The following is a 24,050-nucleotide window of genomic DNA, read 5'->3' as shown; positions in this document are numbered from 1 at the left end:
CGGCTTGCCGCGCCGCGGCGCGCTCTTGCCGTCGCCGAAAGGGAGGCCGCCCGTCACGCGGGAGGCGTGCCGACCATGTAGGGCGCATCTCTGGTGCGTCGGGCTGGCGATCGGTGCCGACGGCGAGTCGCGTGGAGCTTTTGCGGGTCTGGCGGCCATGAAGTGCCCGGAACCTCACTTGGTTCGCCCTCCCGCAGTCCGGCGGTAGCGCGGCCGCGAAAGACTGCTATTGCCGCGAGAGGTCCAGGGTCAGGCCCGGGACGGGTGCGCTTGGGTGAGCGCTGCGTGCGGGATCAAGGCACGGCGAGTTGGTTCGGCTCGGCGCCTTGCTCGAATGTCTTGCGGATTTGGCGTGGATAAAGTGCTGTAGACCCACCGTTGGCTCGCCGCACCGCGGCCCGTCGATGCGCGGCCTTCTGGTCCAGAACCACCGCGTCCCGGACTTGATCCGGGACCTCTCAGGAGATGTCAGGTTTCGGAGGCCCGCGTGAGCGACAGGCGGGCGGTTTCCAGGTGTTCCTTCATGATGGTCGCGGCGCGCTCGGGTTCGCGGGCGCGGAGCGCATCGAGGATCTGGCGGTGTTGCCGGTTGTAGGTGGTGATCGTCGGCTCGTCCAGCGTCAGGCGGCGCATGCGGGTCCAGTCGTCCTGTCCGCGGACGCTGCCGATCTGGGTGAGGATCCAGACCAGCAGGCCGTTGCGGGTGCTGTCGGCGATGGCGCGGTGAAACTGCGTGTCGGCCTCGGAAAACGCGGCGGGGTCGTCGAGGCTGGCCTCCATCAGTTCGCAAAGTTCTTCCATCCGGTCGAAATCGGCGTGGCGGCCGTGCAGGACCGACAGGCGGCAGCTGTGCGGCTCGAGCGCGAATCGGGCATCCATCAGTTCCAGCGGTGTGGCGTTGTCGATGGCGCTGGCCGCCGCCGTCTCGGTCTTGTGCATGACATAGGTGCCGCTGCCGGGGCGGATCTCGACAAAACCTTCGGATTCCAATTGCATGAGCGCCTTGCGCACGGTGCCGCGCGCGGCACCGTAGGTCTCGGACAGGACCCGTTCGGGCGGCAGGCGGTCGTGCTGTTGCAGCGTGCCCTTCGATATTTCGCGCCGGATGAGGCCGGCAATGTCCGCCGAGCCCATTCTTTGTGCGTCACCCACTGTGATTCCTCCATTATTTGGACCAATTATATACCGTATAGCGGCCATTTCCAGCAAAAACTGCATGTTTGGATCAAATTCGGTTGACTTTTGGATTGCGTCTCGGAATCGTGAGGGTGCTGGGCGGCATCGCGATGCCTGCCCATGCCACCTAAAATACCGGCCGTCATTCGATCCTCGATCTGACAAAGGCGGCGCAACATCAGGGAGCTAAACCGTGGCTGAAATGGATCTTGAGAAATTTGTCGAGGCCCCCGGGCGCGACGAGAAAATCAAAGAAGTCCGCAAGATGATCGATGCGAAGGGCATCGAGTACCTTTACCTGCAATTCGTGTCGGTGACCGGCAAGATCATGGGCAAGGGCATTCCTGCCGATCACTGGGAAACCGTCGCGAAGAAGGGCTTTCAGCTGGTCTATGGCGCCACGGTGAACCTGTTCACCAACCGTGCGGGCGAGTATCTGGGTTATGGACCCGAAGCGGCCGAGCTGGTGGGGATCCCGGAACCGGAAACCTTCATGCAGCTGCCCTGGGCGCCGACCATCGGGCGCTTTTACTGCACGTTGTTCCGCAACCGCGAGGAAAAGGAAAATCCGGGTGGGTTCCTGACCTCGGACTGCCGGGGCAACCTGCGCCGGATGCACGAGGACTTCAAGAAGAAGCACGGCCGGAGCCTGCGCATCGGGACCGAGCCCGAGATGATGTGGCTGAAGTTCGACGAGAACGGCAAGCCGCGCGACGGCTATTCGAAGCCCTATTGCTATCACATCGACCAGTTCGAAAGCCTGCGTCCGGTGTCGATGCAGGTGATCCGGTATGCCCGCATGATGGGTCTGGACATGATCCAGGGCGACCACGAGGACGCGCCCGGGCAACTGGAGCTGAACTGGATGTTCGATGACGTGCTGCGCAACGCGGACCGTCTGACCACGTACCGCCAGATCTGTGCGCAGGTGGCGCGCGAGAACGGCATTTTCGCCTGCTTCATGACCAAGCCGTTCATGGGCGTGTCGGCCTCGGGCTGTCACCACAACATGAGCCTGTGGCGCGGCGGCGAGGACGAGTTCGTCAAGTGCGGCAACGATCCCAAGGATCTGCCGGGGATGAAAGACAACTACATGTACGTCAAGGGCGGTGAGAACACGTTCATGCCCGATGACGACGACCCGCAGATGCCCGGCAAGGAGGGCCTGGAGGCGATCGGCGGCGTGGTGCATCACCTGCAGGCGCTGACCGCAGTGGGCTGTTCGACGGTGAATTCCTATCGCCGGCTTTGGGACACGGGCTTCTGGGCGCCGGTCTTTGCCGACTGGGGCTTCCAGAACCGCACCACGGGCCTGCGCGTGTCGGCGCCGGGGCGGTTCGAATACCGTTCGGTCGACAGCATGGTGAACCCGTACCTGATGGGCTCGACCCTGTTGGCGGCGATGGACGATGGCATCGACAACAAGCTGGACCCCGGCAAGCCCGAAGAGCGCAACATCTACGAGGCGATCAAGGACGGCAAGGACGTCAAGAAACTGCCGATGAGCCTGGGCGAGGCGCTGGAATACCTCAAGAACGACGAGGTGGTGCAGCGCGGGATGCCCGGCGAGATGTACCGGCTTTACGACGAGTACAAGCACGACGAATACGCCCGGTTCATGTCCACCGTGACGGATTGGGACAAGGACACGTACATGGAGTGCCTGCCCTGAGGCATCCCATGCGTCTGGCGGCGGGTTGAGGAGCCCGCCGCCGATCAAACGACTATGCAACCCAGAGGAGGCGTTTCCAGATGTGTGGAATTGCTGGACTAATCTACAAGGGCAAGAGCAGCGATGTGGGGTCGGAGATGACCTCGATGCTGCTGGCGCTCAAGCACCGGGGGCCGGACAGTACCGGCTACGCGGTATATGGTGAACCGACCGAGGGCGATTACATCATGCGCCTGAAGGTGGCCGAGGCCGAGGACATGGAAAAGGGCCGTGGCGTTCACAAGGTGATCGAGGACCGCATCGCCTATGTCGAACAGGTGATGGAAGAGCATGGCGCCAAGATCAAGTCCAAGGACGCGCCGCTGGAATACGCGCTGCGCTATGTGTTCACCGGCGCCGACAACCTGGGCGAGATGGCCGAGCATATCGAGGAGCAGGACGGTATCGAGATCCTGTCGATGGGCAATGGCCTGGAGCTGATCAAGGACCTGGGCGATGCATCGGTTGTGTCAAAGGCCTACGGTCTGAATGACTTCAAGGGAACGCACGCCATCGGGCACACGCGGATGGCCACGGAATCGGACGTGGATATCAAGTCGGCCCACCCGTACTGGGCGTTTCCCTATAACGACGTGAGCGTGGTGCATAACGGCCAGATCACCAATTACTGGATCATGCGCCGCGAGATGGAGCGCAAGGGTCACCGGTTCATGTCGAACTGCGACTCTGAGCTGCTGGCGGTCTATACCGCGCATAACCTGGCCAACGGCATCACGCTGGAGGAAAGCCTGCGCAAGTCGATCGAGGAGATCGACGGGGTGTTCACCTACCTGGTGGCCACCAAGGACCAACTGGGCATGGCGAAAGACACGATGGCGGCGAAACCGCTGGTTCTTTATGAATCCGACGACCTGATCGCGATGGCGAGCGAAGAGGTGGCGATCCGCGCGATCCTTCCGCAGGAAATCGACACGACAGATCCCTATGATGAGGAGGTCCGGGTATGGCAAGCGTGAGCGACGCAGAACTGAAGAAGATGACCCAGGAGGAGCGGGTGACCGCGCTGGGCATGCGGACCGAACAGCTGACGGGCAAGTCGCTTTACGTCGAGTTCGACCCGGATGCCGAGGAGCGGTTTACCTACCCCTGGGCGCCCGACGTGGACTTCAACAAGCGGACCGAGATCGACTGTGACGGCAAGACCGTGACGGAAGTGAACTCGAACATCCGCGAGTTGATGCGCGAGGGGTATGGCACGATCGTGCTGCAGAACCCGCGCGGGATGCACAGCGTCGGCGTGGGGATCCTGAGCAAGCTGAACCTGATCATCGAAGGCTCGACCGGGTATTTCACCACCGGGCTGATCGACGGGCCGAACGTGCGCATCAACGGGCGCGTGGGCTGGTCCTGCGGCGAGAACATGATGTCGGGCACGATCATGATCGAGAAGAATGCCGGCTCGACCTTCGGCGCGGCCATCCGGGGCGGCGACCTTGTGTGCCGCGGCTCGGTGGGGTCGCGCACGGGGATCGACCAGAAGGGCGGTACGATCATCGTTGGTGGCGATACCGGCGCGCTGAGTGGCTTCATGATGCAGCGGGGCCGGATGGTGGTCTGCGGGAACGCGGGCAAGAACCTGGGCGACTCGATGTATGACGGCACGATTTACGTGGGCGGCGAGATCAAGAGCCTTGGCGTGGATGCTGTCGAGGCGGAGCTGACCGAGCTGGACAAGAAGTGGCTGACACGGAAGCTGACGCAATACGGCCTGATGCCCGAAAAGGGGGTGGATCACTTCACCAAGGTCGTCGCGGGCAAGATGCTGTGGAACTACGACAACCTCGAGCCGTCCGAGAAGAAGCTGATCCTGTGATGGCGGGGTGAACCCCGCCCTACACCCCGTAGGCCGGGGTTGACCCCGGCACCTGACAAAGGAGTTACAAATTATGGCTGATGGTGATCTGCCGCAGAAAAAACAGCTGAACCGCGATGTGAATCGCATCGGTGACAGCTTTATCTTCCCGCCGCGTGTGATGGATGACATCCACATCAAGTCCGAGCTTGGCCGCTACCGGATGCGGGGGTTTTCGCTGTTCAAGAAGATCCCGCACTGGGATGACCTGACATTCCTGCCCGGTACGCTGACGCGCTTTGTGATCGAAGGGTATCGCGAGAAATGTGAGACCAAGACCGTGATCGGGCCGCGCGCCAAGGTGCCGCTGGAGCTGGACATCCCGGTCTATATCACCGGCATGTCGTTCGGTGCGCTGTCCTATGAGGCGAAGACCGCGCTGGCCCGCGGCGCCACGATGGCGGGCACGGCGACCTGTTCGGGCGAGGGGGGCATGATCCCCGACGAGCGGCGCTATAGCTCCAAGTGGTTCTATCAGTGCATCCAGTCGCGCTATGGCTTCAACCCCAACCACCTTGTTCTGGCCGATGGCTGTGAATTCTTCATCGGGCAGGGCTGCAAGGTTGGTCTGGGTGGGCACCTGATGGGTCAGAAAGTGACCGACCAGGTGGCCGAGATGCGGTCGCTGCCCGCGGGGATCGACCAGCGGTCGCCGGCGCGTCACCCCGACTGGCTGGGCCCGGACGACCTGGCGCTGAAGATCCAGGAGATCCGCGAGGCGACCGACTGGCAGATTCCGATCCAGCTGAAGCTGGGCGCGAGCCGCGTTTTCGACGATGTGCGGATGGCGGTGAAGTGTGACCCGGACAGCATCTATATTGACGGGATGGAAGGTGGCACGGGCGCGGGCCCGCACCTGGCCACGGAAGATACCGGTGTGCCGGGCATGGCGGCGATCCGTCAGGCGCGCAAGGCCATCGACAGCCTTGGCAAGCGCGGCGAGATCAGCTTGGTCTACGCCGGCGGGATCCGGAACGGCGCGGACGTGGCCAAGGCCATCGCGCTGGGCGCGGATGCCATCGCGATCGGCCACTCGGCGATGATGGCGCTGAACTGCAACAAGGACATCCCCGAGGCCAACTATCCCGAGGAGATCGGAGCCGAGCCGGGCTATTGCTACCACTGTCACACGGGGCGCTGCCCGGTGGGCGTGGCGACGCAGGACCCCAAGCTGCGCGAGCGGTTGGACCCGGACGAGGCGGCGGAGCGCGTGTACAACTTCCTGCACACGCTGACCATCGAGGCGCAGCTCTTCGCACGGGCGTGCGGCAAGACCTACCTGCACTCGTTGGAACCGGAGGACTTGGCCGCGCTGACGATGGAGGCCTCGGCCATGGCGGGGGTTCCGCTGGCGGGCACCGGCCATACGGTTGGCGTCGAGGATTATCACCATTTTTAAGGGTGTGGCGGGGTTAACCCCGCCCTACCGCAAACGTAGGCCGGGGGTCACCCCGGCGCCCCGGAAGAGGAGAAAACAATGGCTGGAACACAGTATCGCGGCTCGGAGATCACCGATGTCGACCAGTTCCTGAAGGACAAGGACGGGCTTGGCTCGGAACGTGAAAAGGAAATCGGCCAGCATATCGGCTATCGCTATGACGTGAACCTTGTGCCGGATTATGACCGGATCACGCCGTTCCTGGAAAAGTACATCGAGACCATGGGCTGGGACGATCTTAACTGGCTGGAAGACGTGCACATGGGCTATGAAGAAGGCTCGCCGGCGGTGTTCGATCGCAACAACAACGGCTGGGTGCGGGTGCCCGACACGATCGAGCTGCCCGACAACCAGCAGGACCGGGACATGATCGCGCGGGAACTGCTGATCAAGTTCCAGATGTCGGACCGGCACCCTTTGGTGAACCTGCGCAAGGCCTATATGAAGTTCTAAGAGGACTTTGAAAGGACCAGAGATGACGCGCCCGATCCATATCGCCTGCCTGCAGACACGGCCCATGCCCGATTTCGCATCGGCCTGGGCGGAGGCGCGGCCGCTGGCCGAGAGGGCGGTGGCGGACGGGGCGAAGGTTCTTTTCCTGCCGGAATATTGCGGCGGGTTGAAAACGGAGGGTGCGGCTGTGGCGGCGCCTTCTGCCCCCGAGGCGGATCATCCGTTTTTGAGAGATGCGCAGGCGTTTGCGCGGGAGGCGGGGGTGTGGATCAACCTAGGCTCCATCGCCGTCGATGGGCCTGACGGGCGGATCATTAATCGCGGGATCATGCTGGACGAACAGGGCAGGGTCACGGGGCGGTATGACAAGATCCACATGTTCGACATCCAGTTGAGCGAGACGGAAGTGTACCGCGAGAGCGAGCGGGTGGCGCCGGGCAACCGGGCCGTCATACACGACACGCCGTTCGGGCGGATCGGGCATACGATCTGTTACGACCTGCGGTTTCCGATGCTGTGGCGCGGGCTGGCGCAGGCCGGCGCGGAGATGCTGATCTGTCCCGCGGCCTTTACCAAGAAGACGGGCGAGGCGCATTGGCATGTGCTGAACCGGGCAAGGGCGATCGAGAATACGCGGTTCGTGGTGTCGCCCTGTGCGATCGGGCCGGTGCCGGGCGGGGGCGAATGCTTTGGTCATTCGCTGATCGTCGGGCCGTGGGGCGAGGTGATTGCCGAGGGTGGCACGGAGCCGGGCGTGGTTCAGGCGGAGATCGACCTGGATGCCGTCGAGACCGCTGCTGGCCGGGTGCCGAGCCTGACCAGCGACCGGGAGTTCGACATGGAAACGCCAGACCCCGAGAGGAGCGTGGCATGACATCTTTGGCGGCCCAGTTGGGCCAGAGCTATTCCGACAACCCGCTGCGGCTGGGGTTTTTGAAGTGGCAGTGCCATGTGCGGCAGCTTGCGATGCGCAACAATGACGGGCGGCCGGATGATGCGATCATGCCGGAGGTGACGCCGGAAGGGCACGAGGCGCCCATGGGCGTGGTGATCACGCTGTTGAACAAGGCGCCGGGGTATTCGGTGACGCCGGAATTGCAGCACATGGCGGCCAAGACCAACGACCCGGCGCAGCGGCGGCAGACGGCGCTGCAATTCCTGTCGGCGACGTATTACCAGAAGGCCAAGGAGTTTTCCGATATCCTGACCGCGACCTTCCCGCCGGGCAGCGCAGGCGCGAAGACGCTGCACGAGGCGGGGCACGCGACGTTGCGGTTCGAGGCCTACGGGCAGGCGTTCGAGCTTTACTGCAAGGTCTGGCGGCTGGCGCCGCACAACCTGCTGCACCAGGCGACGATGGCACATAATGTCCTGTTCAACCCGGCCCTGCCGCCGGCGACGGAAGTGCTGGGCTTCGAGCCCGACTGGGACGCGAGCCGGGCCGATCCGCCGGTGGGCGGGCGGCGCTAGGCTTCCAGTTCGATCGAGCGCGTTTCACGCGCGCAGGTTTGCCTCGGCCTTGTGGCCTCGGGGGCGTGAGGGTGGCGTGACGCGCTCGGCCTGAGGTCTTGCCCGTGGCGGGCGGGGGCCTGCGGCGCGAGTATTTTTGGCAAGAAAAAGCGGGGATTGAGCGTGGTCCGGCGGGGGCGCGAAATTTGAATCGACGCGGCAATACAAAATGTATACATTATGTATTCAGCAAGGAGAGTCGATTTGACCGCCGACAAGAAAACCCAGTGCCTGGAAGACATGCGGATGCGTATCCTGACGCAGGAGATCGCGCCCGGCAGCGACCTCGACGAGGCGACGCTGTGCGAGCGTTACGCCATGTCGCGCACGCCGATGCGCGAGATCCTGCAGCGGCTGGGCGGCGAGGGGTATGTGGACCTGACACAGAACCGCGGCGCCAAGGTGGCGTCGATGGACCTGCCGGTATTGCGGACATTCTTTCAGACCGCGCCGATGATCTATGCCAATGTCGCGCGGCTGGCCGCCGAGAACCGGCGGTCGGATGAGATTGACGGGTTGAAGGACATACAGGACTCGTTTCGCCGGGCCACGCAAAGCGGCGACGCGGCGAAGGCGGCGTTGCAGAACCACCGCTTTCACCTGGCGATGGGAGAGATGGCGCACAATCCCTACCTGCTGCCCAGCCTGAAGCGCATGCTGATCGACCATACGCGGCTGAGCCAGACGTTCTATCGCCCCGCCTCGGCGGACGAGTCGCTGCGGGTGGTGAAGGCCTGCGACCACCATGACGCGATGATCGTGGCCATCGAGCGGCAAGAGCCGGGCCTGATGGTCGATCTGACGATAGAGCACTGGAACCTGTCGCGGGATCGGCTGGAGCGCTTCGTGAGCCCCGACCCGTTGCCGATTGACGTTTTGCCGATGAAGGATCGTGAAAATGCAGTTTGAGGGGATCTGGACGCCCATCGTGACGCCCTATCGGGAGGATTTCACGGTGGACGAGGGCGCGCTGGGCGACGTCGTGGAGCAGTTGATCGCGGGCGGTGTGGCCGGGATTATCAGTGCCGGGACCACCGGCGAGTATTACGCGCAGACCTTTGAAGAGCGTGAATGGCTGGCGCGTAAAACGCATGAGTTGATCAAGGGGCGTGTGCCGCTGGTGGTGGGCACGGGCGCGCTGCGCACCGAGGACAGTATCGAATTTGCGAAGATGGCCAGGGATGTGGGCGCCGATGCGATTTTGGTCGCGACGCCGCCCTATTCGGTGCCGACGGGGCGCGAGATCGCGCTGCACGCGCTGGCGATCGACCGGGCGGTGGATATGCCGGTGATGCTGTACAACTACCCGGGCCGGATGGGTGTGAACATGGACGAGGAGACCCTGGATCGCCTGGGCCGCTCGCCGAATTTCTGCGGCATCAAGGAAAGTTCGGGTGATATCAACCGGCTGCACTTGATCGCACGGGACTATCCGCATCTGGGGCTTCTGTGCGGGATGGATGACCAGGCGCTGGAATTCTTTGCCTGGGGCGCGAAAGGCTGGGTCTGTGCCGGGTCGAATTTCGCGCCCGAGGCGCATGTGGCGCTCTACCGGGCCTGCGTGGTGGAGGGGGATTTCACCAAGGGCCGGGCGATCATGTCGGCGATGATGCCGCTGATGCGGGTGCTGGAGCAGGGCGGCAAGTTCATCCAGTGCATCAAGCATGGTGTGACGATGCGGGGCATTCCGGCGGGGCCGCCGCGCAAGCCGCTGTTGCCGCTGAACAAGGATGACAAACGGGCGCTGGAAGAAGTGATCCGTACGATGAATACCGCGATTGCCGCGATCGAAGGGGGCAAGAAATGAGCAAGCTTCTGACACGGGACGAATACGGCGCGATTGCCGCCGAGATCGATCTGCCCAAGGCGCCTTTCGTGGATGGCAAGTTCCGCAAGGGATCGGGGCCGGTGATGGAGACGGTGAACCCGGCGACGGGGGACGTGCTGGCGAAGATCTCGACCGCGAACGCGAAGGATGTGGATTTCGCCGTGGAAAAGGCGCGGGAAGCTTTTGAGCGCGGGGAGTGGGCGAAAGCGCATCCCAGTGAGCGGAAGGATGTGCTGATCCGGCTGTGCAAGCTGATCACGCGACGGCGGCACGAATTCGCGGTGATGGAGAGCCTGGATAGCGGCAAGCCCATCCGCGACTGCGAGACGGTGGACATTCCCGAGGTCATTCACACGATCAAGTGGCATGCCGAGCTGATCGACAAGATCTATGACCAGGTGGGGCCGTCGGGCGACGACGCGCTGAGCCTGATCGTGCGCGAGCCTCTGGGCGTGGTGGCCTGCGTGCTGCCGTGGAACTTCCCGCTGTTGATGATGGCGTGGAAGATCGGGCCGGCGCTGGCGGCAGGCAATTCGGTGATCGTGAAGCCGGCCGAGCAGACCTCGCTCACCGCGTTGCGGCTGGCGGAGGTGGCGCATATGGCGGGCGTGCCGCGCGGTGTGTTGCAGGTGTTGCCGGGGGATGGGCCGAGCGTGGGCGAGCCCTTGGGCCTGCATATGGGCGTGGACATGGTGAGCTTTACCGGCTCGACCGAGACCGGCAAGCGGTTCCTGCGCTATGCGGCTAATTCCAATATGAAAAAGGTGACTTTGGAATGCGGGGGGAAAAACCCGGCTGTGGTTCTGGAGGATGCCGAAAACCTCGATCATGTGGCCGAGCATGTGGTGAACGCGGCCTTCTGGAACATGGGCGAGAACTGTTCGGCGGCCAGCCGGGTGATCGTGCACAAGGCCGTCAAGGCGCCGCTGATGCAGCGGATCGTGGCGCGGATGCGCGACTGGAAGACCGGCGATCCGCTGGACCCGGCCAATCATCTGGGGGCGCTTGTCGATGGCGAGCACACGAAGAAGGTGGCGGGGTATCTGAAAGGCAAGGCGGTGGCCGGGGGCGCCAAGCCCAAGGGCAATTTCATCGCGCCGACGGTCTACGAGGTGAAGAAGGACGACAAGCGGGCGAAGGAGGAGATTTTCGGCCCGGTCCTGTCGGTGATCGAGGTGGCGAGCGAGGCCGAGGCGATCGCGTTGGCCAATGACACGGCCTACGGGCTGGCGGCGTCGGTCTTTACCTCGAACGTGCGGCGGGCCATTCGGGCGGCGCGGGAGATCCGGGCGGGGACGGTGACGGTCAACTGCTATGGCGAGGGGGACATCGCGACGCCTTTTGGTGGCTACAAGCAGTCGGGGTTCGGTGGGCGCGACAACGGTGTCCATGCCCATGACCAGTTCACCGAGGTGAAGACGATCTGGGTCGATCTGAGTGATCCCAAGGACGGAGATCTGGTGGGATGAGCCGGGTCGGGTTCCTTGGGACCGGGCATATCGCGGCGCCGATGGCGCGGGCGCTGGCACGTAAGGGACATGACGTAACGGTGTCGCGCCGCAGCGAGGCGGTGTCGGCGGCGCTAGCGGAGAGCGGTCTGGGCATCGCAGTGGCGGAGAATGCGGCGGTCGTGGAGCAAAGCGATGTCTTGCTCTTGTGCCTGCGCCCGGCAGTCTGGAAAGACGTCGTTGCGGGCCTGCCGTTCCGGGCGGAACAGAAGATCGTTTCGGTCATGGCGGGCGTGCCGATGGCCGAGATCGTGGCGGCCTGTGCGCCGGTGCGGGACGTGTCGGTGACGATCCCTTACGGGTTTATCGAGAACGGTGGCTGCCCCTTGCCGGTGGCGGGGGATCCGGGTGTCGTGCAGGCGCTCTTTGGGACAGAGAACCCGGTGCTGCCTCAGGCGGACGAGGCGGCGCTGAACCACCATTTCGCGGCCTCGACCATGGTCGCCGCGGTGCTGGGCCTTCTGGAAGAGGGCACCGGGTGGCTGGCGGGCAAGACCGGGTCACCCGAGGCGGCGGAGATCTATGTGAGCAACCTGGTGACCGGGGTTCTGAACGGCCTAAGCCGGGACCGCGCGGGCGAGTTGCATGACGAGAAGATTGCGCTGGCCACACCCAACACCCTGAACCTGCAGATGGTCGAGGGGCTGGCGGCGCAGGGGGCCTTTGACGGGCTGCCCGGGATACTGGACGGAATATCAGACAGCATGGAGGACGACGCGTGACAGCAGTAACAGAAAAACCGGCGCGTCGAGGGCGCGGCACACGGACCGCGCTGCGGGCCGTGCGGGACGTGAAGATGTTGCCCAGCCTTAAGCGGGGGCTGCCGCTGACCGAGCCGATGAGCGCGGAAGAGATCGAGCGCATCGACGCGGCGAGCATGGATATCCTGGAAAACGTGGGGGTGGTGTTCCGCGACGAGATCGCGATTGCCGACTGGAAGCGTGTGGGCGCGGAGGTGCGCGACGGCGACCGGGTGCATCTGGACCGGGGGCTGGTGCGGGAGTTGATCAAGTCGATCCCCGACACGTTCACCTATCACGCGCGGAACCCGGCCAATAACCTGCCATTCGGCCGCGAGCACGCGATCTTCGTGCCGATGACGGGCGCACCGTTCCTGCGCGATCTGGACGACGTGCGGCGCAATCCGACGCTGGAGGACCTGGCGAATTTCCACAAGCTGGCGCAGATGTCGCCGGCGCTGCATTCCAGCGCGCATCATATCGTGGAGCCCTATGACCACCCGATCAGCCAGCGGCATCTGCGGATCACCTATTCCAGCATGAAGCACTCGGACAAGACGTTCATGGGGATGACGACCAGCCCGAAGAACGCCGAGGATGTGATGGAGATGTGCGCGATCCTCTTTGGGGAAGACTTCCTCGAGGATCATCCGGTGGCGACGGGCAACTGCAACGGCAACAGCCCGCTTGTGTGGGACGAAACCATGCTTGGCGCGATGCGGGCGTTCTGCCGCCGCAACCAGCCGGTGCTGTGCAGCCCGTTCGTTCTGGGCGGGGCCAATACGCCGGCGTCTGTTGCGCCTGCCGTGGCGCAGTTGAATGCCGAGGCGCTGAGCGCGCTGGCCTATACTCAGGTCGTGCGCAAGGGGTGTCCGGCCATTTACGGGCATTACCTTTCGACGGTCAGCATGAAGTCGGGCGCGCCGATGGCGGGAACGCCGGAGATCAGCCTGATGAACATGATGATCGGCCAGATGGCGCGGTTCTACGGCGTGCCGTGGCGGTCCTCGACCAACCTTGGCGGGGCCAAGACGCTGGACGCGCAGGCGGGGTACGAGAGTGCGACGACCCTGATGGCGTTGCAGATGGCCGGGACCAATTACATGTGGCACGCGGCGGGCTGGAACGAGGCGGGGATGCATTGCTCGATGGCGAAGTTCGTGATCGACGCCGAGCAATGCGCGATGGCCTACCGCATGGCCGAGGGCATCCGCTGGGACGATTTCGATGAGGCGGTGGCGGCCGTGGGCGATATCGGCCCCGGGGGGCATTACCTTGGCCATCCCCATACGCTGGCGAATTTCCAGCGGGCGTTCTTCATGCCGGATCTCTTTGACAACAACTCGATCGAGCAGTGGCAGGCCGAGGGTGGGGTGGAGGCGAATGCAAGGGCGCAGGCCTATGCGCGCAAGATGCTGAACGAGTATGAAGAGCCGAAGCTGGACGAGGCTGTGAACGAGGCGCTGCTGGCGTATGTTACGAAACGGGAAAGCGAGATCCCGGCGGCGGATGCGTTGAACCAGGAGTATTGAGAACGCGCGACGGCGCAAAGGAGTGACGCGCATGGGCAACCTGCCGTATCTGGACCTGAAAGACCCGGGGTTTTCCACCCGGGGGCCGGAAGTTGTCGCGGCGCGGGAAGCCCATTGGTTCGCCGAGACGCCCTTTGGTCTGGCGGTTTTGCGGTATCGGCAGGTGGGCAAGATCCTGCGCGACCGGCGGTTTCGGCAAGGCAGTCACAACTGGCCGGACACGGTGGGGATCGAGGGGCGGTTCGCGGATTTCTGGCGGGATTCCGTGATCGGGCGCGAAGGCGACGCCCATCAGAAGCTACGCGCGCTGGCGGTACCGGCGCTGAGCGAGGAGTACGTGCTGTCGCTGGTCCCGGCCTTCGATGAGATCGCGCGGGACCTTTGTGCGGAACTGCGCGAGAAGAGCGCCTGCGAGTTCCAGTCGGCATTTTGCGAGCCCTTTGCGGGGCAGGCGATCACCACGCTGCTGGGGATGGAACGCGAGGCGTGGCCGCTGGTGGCGCATAACGCCGCCGACCTGGGGCTGGCGATGGGGATCGAGGCGCCGAAGTATCAAGAGCGGTTCAACGCGGCCTGCGAGACGCTGTTTCAACTGGCCGATCAACTGGTGGTCAAGGTGCGGCGCGGTGAGGATAGCGAGAGTTACGTTGCGCGCATGGTGACGGAGTTCGACCGCAACGGGGACTGCACGCACGAGGAATTGCTGAACACCATCGTGATTTCGATCTTCGGCGGGGTGGATACGACGCGGGCGTTGCTGGGGCTTGGCCTGTCGCTGTTTATCGAGAACCCGGAGCAATGGCAGATGCTGCGCCGGGACGAGAGCCTGATCCCGAACGCGGTGGAGGAGTTCATCCGCGCGCGGCCCACGACCACGTGGTCTACCCGCGAGGCCGTGGAGGATGTGGAGATGGACGGGATGGTGATCCCCAAGGGCACGGTTTTGAACCTGCTGGTCCATGCCTCGGCGCGGGACCCGGAGATTTGCGATGATCCGGCCTTTGACATCACCAAAAAGCGCAAGCGGCATTTCGGCTTCGGCGGCGGGGCGCATCACTGCATCGGGCATTTCGTGGCGCGGACGGATACGGGTTGTGCGCTGGATGCGCTGCGGCAGACGTTCCGTACGGTGGCGTATGATGGCGCGCCGGAATGGTTGCCGGACAGCGGCAACACAGGGGCACTCAGCCTGCCAGTGAAGTACGAGGTGGCGTGATGCGGTTCGAGGGACAGTGTGCGCTGGTCACAGGCGGCGCGGGCGGCATCGGCGCCGCGCTGGTGCGGGCGCTGCGGGCCGAGGGCGCTCTTGTGGCGGTGAGCGACCGACAGAGCGGCGCGGTGGAGGCCGAGGCGCATCTGGATGGTGACCTGCTGGACGGGGCGTTTTGCGACGCGCAGCCGGGAAGGGCGGAGGCGGCGTTGGGCGGTCTGGACCTGGTGTTCAACAATGCGGGCGTGATCACGCGGGGTGACATTACCACGGCGCGCGATGACGACTGGCGCCTGACCATGGGGGTGAATGTGGAGGCGCCGTTTCGGATTTGTCGGGCGGCGATCCCGATCCTGGCCGCGCGGGGCGGCGGGGCGATCGTGAACACCTCGTCCTGCTGGGGGTTGCGGCCGGGACCGAGCCATCCGGTCTACGTGACCAGCAAAGCGGCGATTGCCAGCCTGACGCAATGCCTTGGCCGGGATCACGCGCACCAGGGCATCCGGGTGAACGCGGTCTGCCCCAACGAGGTGGACACGGCAATGCTGCGCACGGGCTTTGCGGCACGCGGGTTGGACCCGGAGCGGGCCATCGAAGACCTGAACGCGAGCGTGCCGCTAGGGCATATCGCCAGCCCGCAAGAGATCGTGGACGTGATGCTGTTCCTGGCGTCGGACGCGGCGCGGTACATGTGCGGGGCGCTGGTGGAAGTGAACGGTGGAAAGGCCGTGATATGAGCAGGTTCGACGGCAAGGTCGCGCTGGTCACCGGCGGGTCGAGCGGCATGGGCGCGGCCACGGCGGCGATGCTGGCCGAGGGCGGCGCACGGGTGTTCTGTGCGCAGCGCGGCGCGTCGGCGCACGAGGATATCGCGGCGGATTTCAGTGATGAGGCGGTGCCCGAACGGGTGATGGCAGAGGTCGCGGAGAAGGCGGGCACGCTTGATATTCTGGTGAACAATGCCGGGATCATGCGCGAGGGCACTGTCGAGGAGACGTCAAAGGCGGACTGGGACATCCAGTTGCATATGAACCTCACGGTGCCGTTCCTGCTGATCCGCCACGGGATGGGGATGTTGCGCGCGGATGGTGGCGCGATTGTCAATCTCGGCTCGGTCGAAGGGCTGGGCTCGAACCCGCGGCATCCGGCCTATGCCGCGTCGAAGGCAGGGTTGCACGGGCTGACCCGTGCCGTCGCGGTGGATCACGGGAAGGACGGCGTGCGCTGCAACGCGGTGGCGCCGGGGTGGATCGACACACCGCTGAACGAGGATTTCATAGAGAGCATGCCGGACCCGACGGCGTTTCGCGCCGGGATCGCGGGGATTCACCCTGTGCGGCGGACCGGCAAACCCGAGGAGGTGGCGCAATTGATCTGCTGGCTGGCAAGCGACGAGGCGAGTTTCGTGACCGGACAGGTTTGGACCATAGACGGCGGCCGGATGGCCCAATTGAGCCTGCCATGAAGGTGCGCCGGATGCCTTGCGATCCCGGTGTGACCGGGTGGAACGCGATCCTGCCCGAGGCGGAACCTGCGCAGCCGCTGGAAGAGGCGGCGACGGCGGACTGGCTGGTGATCGGCGGCGGATTTGCCGGGCTGGCGGCGGTGCGGCGGTTGAGTCAGCTGCACCCGGAGGCGCGGATCGTGCTGCTGGAGGCGAAGCGGATCGGTGAAGGGCCGGCGGGGCGAAACTCGGGCTTCATGATCGACCTGCCGCATGACCTGTCGTCGGAGGATTACGGCGGCGCGCTGGAGAAGGATATGGCGCAGACGCGGATGAACCGCGCGGCGATAAACTTTGCCGCAGAGATGGCGGAGGCGTTCGGGCTGGGCGTGGAGGCGTTCGTGCGGTCGGGCAAGACCAACGCGGCGGCGAGTGCGAAAGGGCATCGGCACAACTTGGATTATGCCGCGCACCTGGAGGCGATGGGCGAGGCGCATGATCTGCTCGATGCCGACGCCATGCGGGATCTGACCGGATCGGACTATTACCGCAGCGGGCTATACACGCCCGGGACTGCGATGATCCAGCCGGCGCTGTTCGTGCAGGGCGTGGCGCGCGGGCTGGCCAGCAATCGCGTAAGGATTTGCGAGGATAGCCCGGTGACGGAACTGCGGCGCGAGGGTGATTGGGTGGCCATGACGCCGAAAGGCCGGGTGACGGCGCCGAAGGTGATTTTGGCCGTCAACGGACATGCCGAGAGTTTCGGGCAGTTCAAGGGACGGCTGCTGCATCTGTTTCTCTATGCGTCGATGACCCGGCCTTTGAGCGAGGACGAGCTTGCACGACTGCGCGGCGCGGCGCGTTGGGGGCTGACACCTGCCGACCCGATGGGCAGCACGGTGCGAAAGATCAGCGGGACGGGCGGCACGCGAATCATCATGCGCAACCGGGTCACGTATGATCCGTCGCTGAAGATTTCCCAAGGCCGGGTGGCAGGGATGGGACGGTCGCATGACAAGGCTTTCGCGGCGCGGTTCCCGCAATTGGCGGGCGTCGAAATGGAGTATCGCTGGGGCGGTCGGTTGTGCCTGAGCTGGAACGGCGCGCCGGCGCTGGGCGAGGTCGAGGAGGGGCTTTTCTCGGCCTGTTGCCAGAACGGTCTGGGCACGGCGCGGGGCACGCTGCACGGGATGGCGATGGCGGAGCTGGCTTCGGGGATCGAGAGCGAGATCGTGGACCACGTCATGGCGCAGGGAACACCGTCGCGCCTGCCGCCGCTGCCCTTCACCTATGTCGGGGCGACTGCGACGATGAAGTGGGGAGAGTGGAAGGCGGGGGCGGAACTCTAGCCTGAGATTATTCGTACGAATAATCTTGGGGGAGAATTTTCGTACAAAAATTCTGGCGCTCAGTGGCGGGCGAGGTCGTTGAGGATCGGGCAGTCGGGCCGCGTGTCGCCGGCGCAGCACGCGACCAGGTGGCCGAGCGTGTCGGCCATGGATTGCAGTTGCGCGATCTTGTCATTGATCCGTGCAAGGTGCTCGCGGGCGATGGCCTTGACGTCGGCACTGGCGCGGGTGTCGTCCTCGTAGAGCGCCAGCAGCGTGCGGCAATCCTCTATCGAGAAGCCCAGCGTGCGCGCGCGGCCCAGAAAGGCGAGCTTGTGCAGGTGGGTGTCTTCGAAGACGCGGTATCCGTTGGCACCGCGCTCGGGCGTGACAAGGCCGATCTCCTCGTAATAGCGGATGGTCTTGGGCGGCAGGCCGGTCTTGTCCGAGACTTGGGAGATGTTCATGGGGTGGGCTCCGGCGAGAGGCGGCGCAGCCGCAGGGCGTTGCTGAGCACGAAGACAGAGGACAGCGCCATGGCGCCGGCGGCGAGCATCGGTGACAGGAGTGCGCCGGTCAGCGGGAAGAGCGCACCGGCGGCGACAGGAATGAGCGCGGCGTTGTAGGCAAACGCCCAGAAGAGGTTCTGGCGGATGTTGCGCAGCGTGCGGCGCGAGACATGCAGCGCGGTCAGCACGTTTGCGGGATTGCCCGAGACGAGCACCACGTCGGCGCTTTCGATGGCCACGTCCGTGCCGGTGCCCATGGCGATGCCGATATCGGCCTGCGCGAGGGCGGGGGCGTCGTTGATGCCGTCGCCGACGAAGGCTGTGGCGCCGTGGATGTCTTGCAGGCGGGCGATGGTGTCGCGCTTGTCGCCCGGCAGGACCTCGGCCTCGACATGGTCGATGCCCAAGGTGGTGGCGACGGCGCGGGCCGTGGCTGCCGTGTCGCCGGTGACGAGGGCGGTTTGCAGGCCGCTTTCATGCAGGGAGCGGATGGTGTCGCGGGCCGCAGGCTTGATCGGGTCGGAGACGGCGAGAAGGGCGGCAAGACGTCCGTCGATGGCGGCAAAGACCGGGGTCTCGCCTTGGGCGGTCAGGTGCGCCAGCGCGTCGGCGAAGGGGGCGATGTCGATGGCATGGTCGTGCATCAGCCGGGCGGTTCCGGCCAGCACGTTCTGGCCGTTGACGGTTGCCGAAAGGCCGTGGCCGGGGATGGCCCGGAACTCGGTTACGCGGGGCAGGGTGAGGCTTTCGTCGCGGGCCGCGGTCTCGATGGCGCGGGCGATGGGGTGCTCGGACTGCGCCTCGGCCGCGGCGATGGCGGCGAGGGTGTCGGCGCGGTCGACCCCCGGGGCGAGGTGCAGCGTGGTGAGGGTCGGGCGGCCAATGGTGAGGGTGCCGGTCTTGTCGAAGGCGACCACGCGGACTTCGGCCAGCGACTGGAGCGCATCGCCCTTGCGGAAAAGAACGCCGAGTTCGGCGGCGCGGCCGGTGCCGACCATGATCGAGGTGGGCGTGGCCAGTCCCATGGCGCAGGGGCAGGCGATGATCAGCACCGAGACACCGGCGACGAGGGCGAAGCCGAGGGCGGGGCTGGGGCCGAAGGCGAGCCATGCCAGGACGGTGAGCACCGCGAGGGTGATGACCACGGGCACGAAGACGCGCACGACCTTGTCGGCCAGGGCCTGGATCGGCAGCTTGGCGCCCTGGGCCTCCTGCACCATGGCGACGATGCGGGCGAGCATGGTGTCGCGGCCCACACCGGTGGCGGTCATGGTGAGCGCGCCGTCGCCGTTGATGGTGCCGGCGATGAGCGTGTCGTTGGTGGTTTTCGAGACGGGCAGGGGCTCGCCCGAGATCATGGATTCGTCCACGTGGGACGTGCCGTCGGTGACGGTGCCGTCGACGGGGATGCGGTCGCCGGGGCGCAGTTGGAGCGTGTCCCCGACGCTCACCTGCGCGACGGGAATGTCCTGTGCCGCACCCTTGCGGATCACGCGGGCGGTGTCGGGTTGCAGGCCGATCAGGCGACGGATGGCGGCGCCGGTCCGGCCGCGGGCGCGGGCCTCCATCCAGCGGCCCAGAAGGATGAGGGTGACGATGACGGCGGCGGCCTCGAAATAGACGGCGGCGGTGCCGGGGGGCAGGACGCCGGGGGCGAAGAGGGCCACCGTCGAGTACCCCCAGGCGGCCAGGGTGCCGAGGGAGACGAGGCTGTTCATGTCGGGCGCACCGCGCAGGAGCGCGGGCAGGCCCAGCACCAGGAACTGCCGCCCCGGCCAGGCGAGGACCAGCGTGGTGAAGAGAAATTGCATGGTCCAGAGGGCCTGGAGGCCGATGGTTGCGTGCAGCCGGTCGTGGAAGGCGGGTACGAGATGGCCGCCCATTTCCGATATGAAGACAGGCAGCGTCAGCACGGCGGCGATCAGGGTCGCATCGCGGGCGTCGGTGACCTCGGTGGCGCGACGGGCGGCGGCGGGATCGGGCGTCTCGTCCTCGGCGGGGCGGGCCGGGTAGCCCGCCCGGGTGGCGGTGCGGGCGAGGTCGGCGGGGGTGGTGGTGCCCGAGAGGTAGGTGACCTGTGCCGTCCGGGTGGCGAGGTTGACGGTGGCGCTGAGCACGCCGGGCGTGGCGGTCAGGCTGTCCTCGACCCGGCCCACGCAGGAGGCGCAGTGCATCCCGTCGATCGCGAGGGTCGTTTGCGCGGTACGGGCGGGGTAGCCGGCAGAGGAGAGCGCGCCTGTGATGGCGGTAAGCGACGCGGTGCCGGTGGCCACCTGCGCGGTGCCGGTGGCGAAGTTCACGGTTGCGCGGCCGAGGCCGGGCAGCGCGCCGAGGGCGCGTTCGGCGCGGCCCGCGCAGCCGGCGCAGGACATGCCGTCAAGTTCGAGGTTCAGCGTTGTCATGCGGCAGAGATAGGGGTTCCAGTGACTGGAAGGTCAAGGGAGTTTTCGGGAAATTCATGGGAGTCGCGTGGGTTTTCACCCACCCTACGCGTTGGTGAAGCGCTTGTGCGAGGGGTGCGGTGGGGTGGAACCACGCCCTACGCGTCGGTGAAGCGCTTGTGCGAGGGGTGCGGTGGGGTGGAACCCGACCCTATGCGTTGGCGGAGCGCATGTGCGAAGGGGGCGGTGGGGTGGAACCCCACCCTACGCGGTTGCGAAGCGTTTGTGTGAGGGGCGCGGTGGGGTGGAACCCCAGCCTACGGGGTTGCAGGTTACTTCCGGGCGCGCAGTTTGAAGACGCCGGTCGCCTCGGCGATGAGTGTGCCGGTGTCGTCGCGCACCTCGCCTTTGGCGAAGAAGGTGGAGCGGCCTCCGCCGGTCACGCGGGCCTCGGCCACCAGGTGCTTCCCGGTGGCGCGGGCGAGGTAATTGACCGTCATGCTGAGGGTGAGCGCGTTCTGTTTCACGTTCGGATCGCCGGTGAAGCAGCCGCAGAAGCCCATCGCGGTGTCGAGGATCGCGGCATAGACACCGCCGTGGGGCAGGCCCTGGCGGTTCATCAGATGGGGCGCGATGGGAGCCTCGACCCGGGCGTAGCCTTCGGACCAGTCGGTCATGTCGAAGCCGAGGGTTTCGGAGAGTGGCGAGGGTGCCTCGCGCAGATTGGGGTCGAAGGTGTCGGTCATTCGGTGGCGGCTTTCAGGCCCGAGCGGGCGAAGAAGGGAACGTAGGCGCCCAGTTTCAGGGCGCGGTCGGGGTCGGAGGCGTTGCCGTCGAGGGCGCGTTTCTTGACGCCCTGAAGGATGGCGGCCATGCGGAAATAGGTGAAGGCGAGGTAGAAATTGAAATCCGCGATGCCGGGGATGCCGCGCCGTTCGCAATAGGTGTCGATGAACTGCCGGTCGGACCAGAGGCCGTGGGCGGCGCGGTCGATCCCCTCCAGCCCGCGCCCCTCGGCGGTGGCGGGCATGGACCATTGCATGATGACCGCTGCAAGGTCGGCATAGGGGTGGCCGGTGGTCGACAGCTCCCAGTCGAGCACGGCGGCGACGCGGGGGGTGTCGGGGGCGAAGAGCAGGTTGTCGAGGCGGTAGTCGCCATGGACGAGCGTGCGCTGGCCGTCATCGGGGGGCATGTGGGCGAAGAGCCAGTCGATGAGGGCGTCCATCTCGGCGATGTCCTCGGTCGCGGTGGCGCGGTACTGCTGCGTCCAGCGTTCGGTCTGGCGTTCGCAGTAGTGGCCGGGCGGGCCGTAGTCGGCGAGGCCGGTGGCGTCGAGGTCGACGGAATGGATGGCCACGAGGGTTCGGTTCATGGCGTCGATGAGGGGGGCGCGGTCTTCGGGGGCGATTTCGGGCAGGGACGGCTGGTCGAAATTGCGGCCTTCGACATGGTCCATGACGTAGAAGGCCGAGCCGATCACGCTGTCGTTCTCGCAAAGGGCGTGCATCTTCGGCACCGGCACGCCGGTTTCCGCAAGGGCCTTTTGCACGCGGTATTCGCGGTCTACCGCGTGGGCGGATTTGAGGAGCACGCCGGGGGGCTTGCGGCGCAGGACGAATTGGCCCGAGGGCGTGTCGAGCCGGTAGGTGGGGTTGGACTGACCGCCGGAGAACTTGGTGGCGGTGATGGGGCCTTCGAGGGCGGGCAGGTGGGTCTTGGCCCACGCCTCGAGCGCGGCGGTGTCGAGGGGCAGGCTCACGCGCCGTCCTCGCGCAGGTCGGGGTGGACGTAGTCGGAGAATTGCTCGCGCAGGGTCAGCTTGGAGACCTTGGCGGTCGCGGTGAGCGGCAGGGCATCGGTGAAGAGGATGTCGTCGGGCATCTGCCACTTGGCGAAATGCGGCTCCAAGTGAGCGTGGATGTCCGCGAGAGTGGGCTTTTCGTCACCGGCTGGGACCACGACCAGAACCGGGCGTTCGTCCCACTTGGGGTGAGGCACGGCAATGACGGCGCAGGTGTCGATCAGCGGGTGCGAGATGGCGGCATTTTCGAGGTCGATGGAACTGATCCATTCGCCGCCCGATTTCACCAGATCCTTGGCGCGGTCGCGAACGATCAGGCGGCCATTGTCATCGACGGTGGCGACGTCGCCGGTGCCGAACCAGCCGTCTTCGTCCATTGCGGCGGCGGTGGCGTCGTCGTTGTTGTAGTAGCCCGAGATCACGGTGCTGCCGCGCACGAAGAGCTCTCCGGGGCTTTCGCCATCGTGCGGGACGAGATTGCCCGCGTCGTCCTTGAGCTTGAATTCGACACCGAAAAGGCGGCGGCCCGCGCCGACCTTGGCGTCGATGCGCTCGTCGAGGGGGGCGTCGTTTAGGCGGCTGGGCAGGATGCCGCGGGTGCCGATGGGGCTCATCTCGGTCATGCCCCAGGCCTGGTTGACGTTGACGCCCATCTCCTCGAAGGCGGCAATCATCGAGCGGGGGGCGGCGGAGCCACCGACCACGAGATCCTTGAATCCGTTGGGTGGCGTGCCGCGCTTGGCGATCTCCTGTTGCAGGCCGGCCCAGACGGTGGGCACGCCCCAAGCCGAGAAAACCTGTTCGGAATCCATCAGGTCATAGAGGCTGGCCCCGTCGAGTTGGCGCCCCGGCATGACCATGGTCATGCCCGCCAGCGGCGCGGTATAGGGCATCCCCCACGCGTTGACGTGAAAGAGCGGGACCACGGGCAGGACGCGGGACCCGTGGCGCAGGCTTTGCGGGTGGCCGGCGATGACCAAGAGCGCGTGCAGCACGGTGGAGCGGTGCGAATAGAGCGCGCCCTTGGGGTTGCCGGTGGTGCCGGAGGTGTAGCAGAGGCCGGCGGCGGTGTCTTCGGGGAAGCTGGGCCAGTCGTAGGTCTGGGGCTGGTCCGCCAGCAGGTCCTCGTAGGCGAGGGCGCCGTCTGGGGCGTCGGGCATGTGGTCGGCATCGGTCAGGACGATGACGCGGCAGCCGTTGGGCAGGGTGACCTTCTCCAGGAGCGGCACGAGGCTGATATCGACGCAGATCGCGCTGTCCTGCGCGTGGTCGAGGATATACTGCATCTGCTCGGGCGGAAGGCGGGGGTTGATCGTGTGGCAGACGCCGCCGATCCCGGCGATGGCGTAGTACAGCTCGAAATGGCGGTAGCCGTTCCAGGCGAGCGTGGCGATGCGGTTGCCGGTTTTCAGATCCAGCGCGTCGAGCGCGTGGGCCAGTTGGCAGACACGGGCCAGCGTCTGGGGATAGGTGGTGCGGTGAGTATCACCTTCGTCGCGCACGGAGACGAGGCCCTGTTCGGGGAAGGCCTCGGCGGCGTAGGTCAGGATGTCGATGATCCTGAGCGGGCGGTGCTGCATCTGGCCGAGCATGGTGCGGGTCCCCC

At 65.5% G+C, this 24,050-nt stretch carries 22 protein-coding genes; 16 read left to right on the top strand and 6 right to left on the bottom strand.

All coding sequences use genetic code 11. From position 1 onward, the window contains the following. Positions 1-468: 468 nt before the first annotated feature. Positions 469-1,152: a FadR/GntR family transcriptional regulator gene (locus FIU89_RS17775; RefSeq protein ID WP_254701727.1), complete on the bottom strand. Its 684-nt coding sequence runs from the start codon at positions 1,150-1,152 to the stop codon at positions 469-471. A 226-nt stretch (positions 1,153-1,378) separates the two neighbouring features. Here FIU89_RS17775 and FIU89_RS17770 point away from each other — a divergent pair, with 226 nt between their 5' ends. From FIU89_RS17770 to FIU89_RS17695, 16 genes are all read left to right on the top strand, one after another. After that, positions 1,379-2,848: a glutamine synthetase family protein gene (locus FIU89_RS17770; RefSeq protein ID WP_172978202.1), complete on the top strand. Its 1,470-nt coding sequence runs from the start codon at positions 1,379-1,381 to the stop codon at positions 2,846-2,848. Positions 2,849-2,928: 80 nt separating this feature from the next. After that, positions 2,929-3,864 carry a glutamine amidotransferase gene (locus FIU89_RS17765; protein ID WP_152493823.1) on the top strand — a complete coding sequence of 312 codons (936 nt, stop codon included), beginning with the start codon at positions 2,929-2,931 and terminating at the stop codon, positions 3,862-3,864. Then, positions 3,852-4,721, top strand: a complete 870-nt coding sequence (locus FIU89_RS17760) for a GXGXG motif-containing protein (protein ID WP_172978157.1) — start codon at positions 3,852-3,854, stop codon at positions 4,719-4,721. The genes FIU89_RS17765 and FIU89_RS17760 overlap by 13 nt, the downstream gene beginning before the upstream one ends. A gap of 73 nt (positions 4,722-4,794) precedes the next feature. Further along, positions 4,795-6,159, top strand: a complete 1,365-nt coding sequence (locus tag FIU89_RS17755) for an FMN-binding glutamate synthase family protein (protein ID WP_152493822.1) — start codon at positions 4,795-4,797, stop codon at positions 6,157-6,159. 78 nt (positions 6,160-6,237) lie between these two features. Next, complete coding sequence (locus tag FIU89_RS17750; protein WP_103764724.1) at positions 6,238-6,651, top strand: hypothetical protein; 414 nt, start codon at positions 6,238-6,240, stop codon at positions 6,649-6,651. Between the two features lie 22 nt (positions 6,652-6,673). Then, positions 6,674-7,525 carry a carbon-nitrogen hydrolase family protein gene (locus tag FIU89_RS17745; protein ID WP_152493821.1) on the top strand — a complete coding sequence of 284 codons (852 nt, stop codon included), beginning with the start codon at positions 6,674-6,676 and terminating at the stop codon, positions 7,523-7,525. Then, a complete protein-coding gene (locus FIU89_RS17740; RefSeq protein ID WP_152493820.1) occupies positions 7,522-8,121 on the top strand; it encodes a hypothetical protein in 600 nt (199 codons plus the stop codon). The genes FIU89_RS17745 and FIU89_RS17740 overlap by 4 nt, the downstream gene beginning before the upstream one ends. 243 nt (positions 8,122-8,364) lie before the next feature. After that, complete coding sequence (locus FIU89_RS17735; RefSeq protein WP_254701726.1) at positions 8,365-9,069, top strand: GntR family transcriptional regulator; 705 nt, start codon at positions 8,365-8,367, stop codon at positions 9,067-9,069. Then, on the top strand, positions 9,059-9,967 hold the full coding sequence (dapA, locus tag FIU89_RS17730) for a 4-hydroxy-tetrahydrodipicolinate synthase (RefSeq protein ID WP_152493818.1): 909 nt from the start codon (positions 9,059-9,061) through the stop codon (positions 9,965-9,967). Before FIU89_RS17735 ends, dapA begins: the two co-directional genes overlap by 11 nt. After that, complete coding sequence (locus FIU89_RS17725; RefSeq protein WP_152493817.1) at positions 9,964-11,457, top strand: aldehyde dehydrogenase; 1,494 nt, start codon at positions 9,964-9,966, stop codon at positions 11,455-11,457. Before dapA ends, FIU89_RS17725 begins: the two co-directional genes overlap by 4 nt. After that, complete coding sequence (locus tag FIU89_RS17720) at positions 11,454-12,218, top strand: NAD(P)-binding domain-containing protein (protein WP_152493816.1); 765 nt, start codon at positions 11,454-11,456, stop codon at positions 12,216-12,218. Before FIU89_RS17725 ends, FIU89_RS17720 begins: the two co-directional genes overlap by 4 nt. Before the next feature lie 74 nt (positions 12,219-12,292). After that, positions 12,293-13,768 (top strand): trimethylamine methyltransferase family protein, encoded by a 1,476-nt coding sequence (locus FIU89_RS17715; RefSeq protein ID WP_254701889.1) that lies wholly within the window; start codon positions 12,293-12,295, stop codon positions 13,766-13,768. Between the two features lie 31 nt (positions 13,769-13,799). Continuing rightward, positions 13,800-14,984: a cytochrome P450 gene (locus tag FIU89_RS17710; protein ID WP_152493814.1), complete on the top strand. Its 1,185-nt coding sequence runs from the start codon at positions 13,800-13,802 to the stop codon at positions 14,982-14,984. Beyond that, a complete protein-coding gene (locus tag FIU89_RS17705) occupies positions 14,984-15,715 on the top strand; it encodes an SDR family NAD(P)-dependent oxidoreductase (RefSeq protein ID WP_152493813.1) in 732 nt (243 codons plus the stop codon). Before FIU89_RS17710 ends, FIU89_RS17705 begins: the two co-directional genes overlap by 1 nt. Next, complete coding sequence (locus FIU89_RS17700) at positions 15,712-16,443, top strand: SDR family NAD(P)-dependent oxidoreductase (RefSeq protein ID WP_152493812.1); 732 nt, start codon at positions 15,712-15,714, stop codon at positions 16,441-16,443. Before FIU89_RS17705 ends, FIU89_RS17700 begins: the two co-directional genes overlap by 4 nt. Before the next feature lie 11 nt (positions 16,444-16,454). Beyond that, on the top strand, positions 16,455-17,771 hold the full coding sequence (locus tag FIU89_RS17695) for an FAD-binding oxidoreductase (RefSeq protein WP_254701725.1): 1,317 nt from the start codon (positions 16,455-16,457) through the stop codon (positions 17,769-17,771). Between the two features lie 59 nt (positions 17,772-17,830). On the opposite strand, the gene cueR is transcribed toward FIU89_RS17695, so the two are convergent. From cueR to FIU89_RS17670, 5 genes are all read right to left on the bottom strand, one after another. Beyond that, positions 17,831-18,217: a Cu(I)-responsive transcriptional regulator gene (cueR, locus tag FIU89_RS17690; RefSeq protein ID WP_152493810.1), complete on the bottom strand. Its 387-nt coding sequence runs from the start codon at positions 18,215-18,217 to the stop codon at positions 17,831-17,833. Next, positions 18,214-20,661 carry a heavy metal translocating P-type ATPase gene (locus FIU89_RS17685; RefSeq protein ID WP_254701724.1) on the bottom strand — a complete coding sequence of 816 codons (2,448 nt, stop codon included), beginning with the start codon at positions 20,659-20,661 and terminating at the stop codon, positions 18,214-18,216. Before FIU89_RS17685 ends, cueR begins: the two co-directional genes overlap by 4 nt. A 311-nt stretch (positions 20,662-20,972) precedes the next feature. After that, entirely contained in the window at positions 20,973-21,386 is a 414-nt protein-coding gene (locus FIU89_RS17680) for a PaaI family thioesterase (RefSeq protein WP_152493809.1), read from the bottom strand. After that, the gene (locus FIU89_RS17675; protein WP_152493808.1) at positions 21,383-22,402 is read right to left on the bottom strand and encodes a phosphotransferase family protein; all 1,020 of its coding nucleotides are present in this window, start codon (positions 22,400-22,402) and stop codon (positions 21,383-21,385) included. Before FIU89_RS17675 ends, FIU89_RS17680 begins: the two co-directional genes overlap by 4 nt. Further along, positions 22,399-24,036, bottom strand: coding sequence for a long-chain fatty acid--CoA ligase (locus FIU89_RS17670; RefSeq protein ID WP_152493807.1), 1,638 nt, complete (start codon positions 24,034-24,036; stop codon positions 22,399-22,401). The genes FIU89_RS17675 and FIU89_RS17670 overlap by 4 nt, the downstream gene beginning before the upstream one ends. Between the last annotated feature and the right edge of the window lie 14 nt (positions 24,037-24,050).

The organism is Roseovarius sp. THAF27, from assembly GCF_009363655.1.
Lineage (GTDB): Bacteria > Pseudomonadota > Alphaproteobacteria > Rhodobacterales > Rhodobacteraceae > Roseovarius.
Note: the sequence above shows the minus strand (reverse complement) of the source record. Positions and strands in the feature narration are given on the sequence as shown.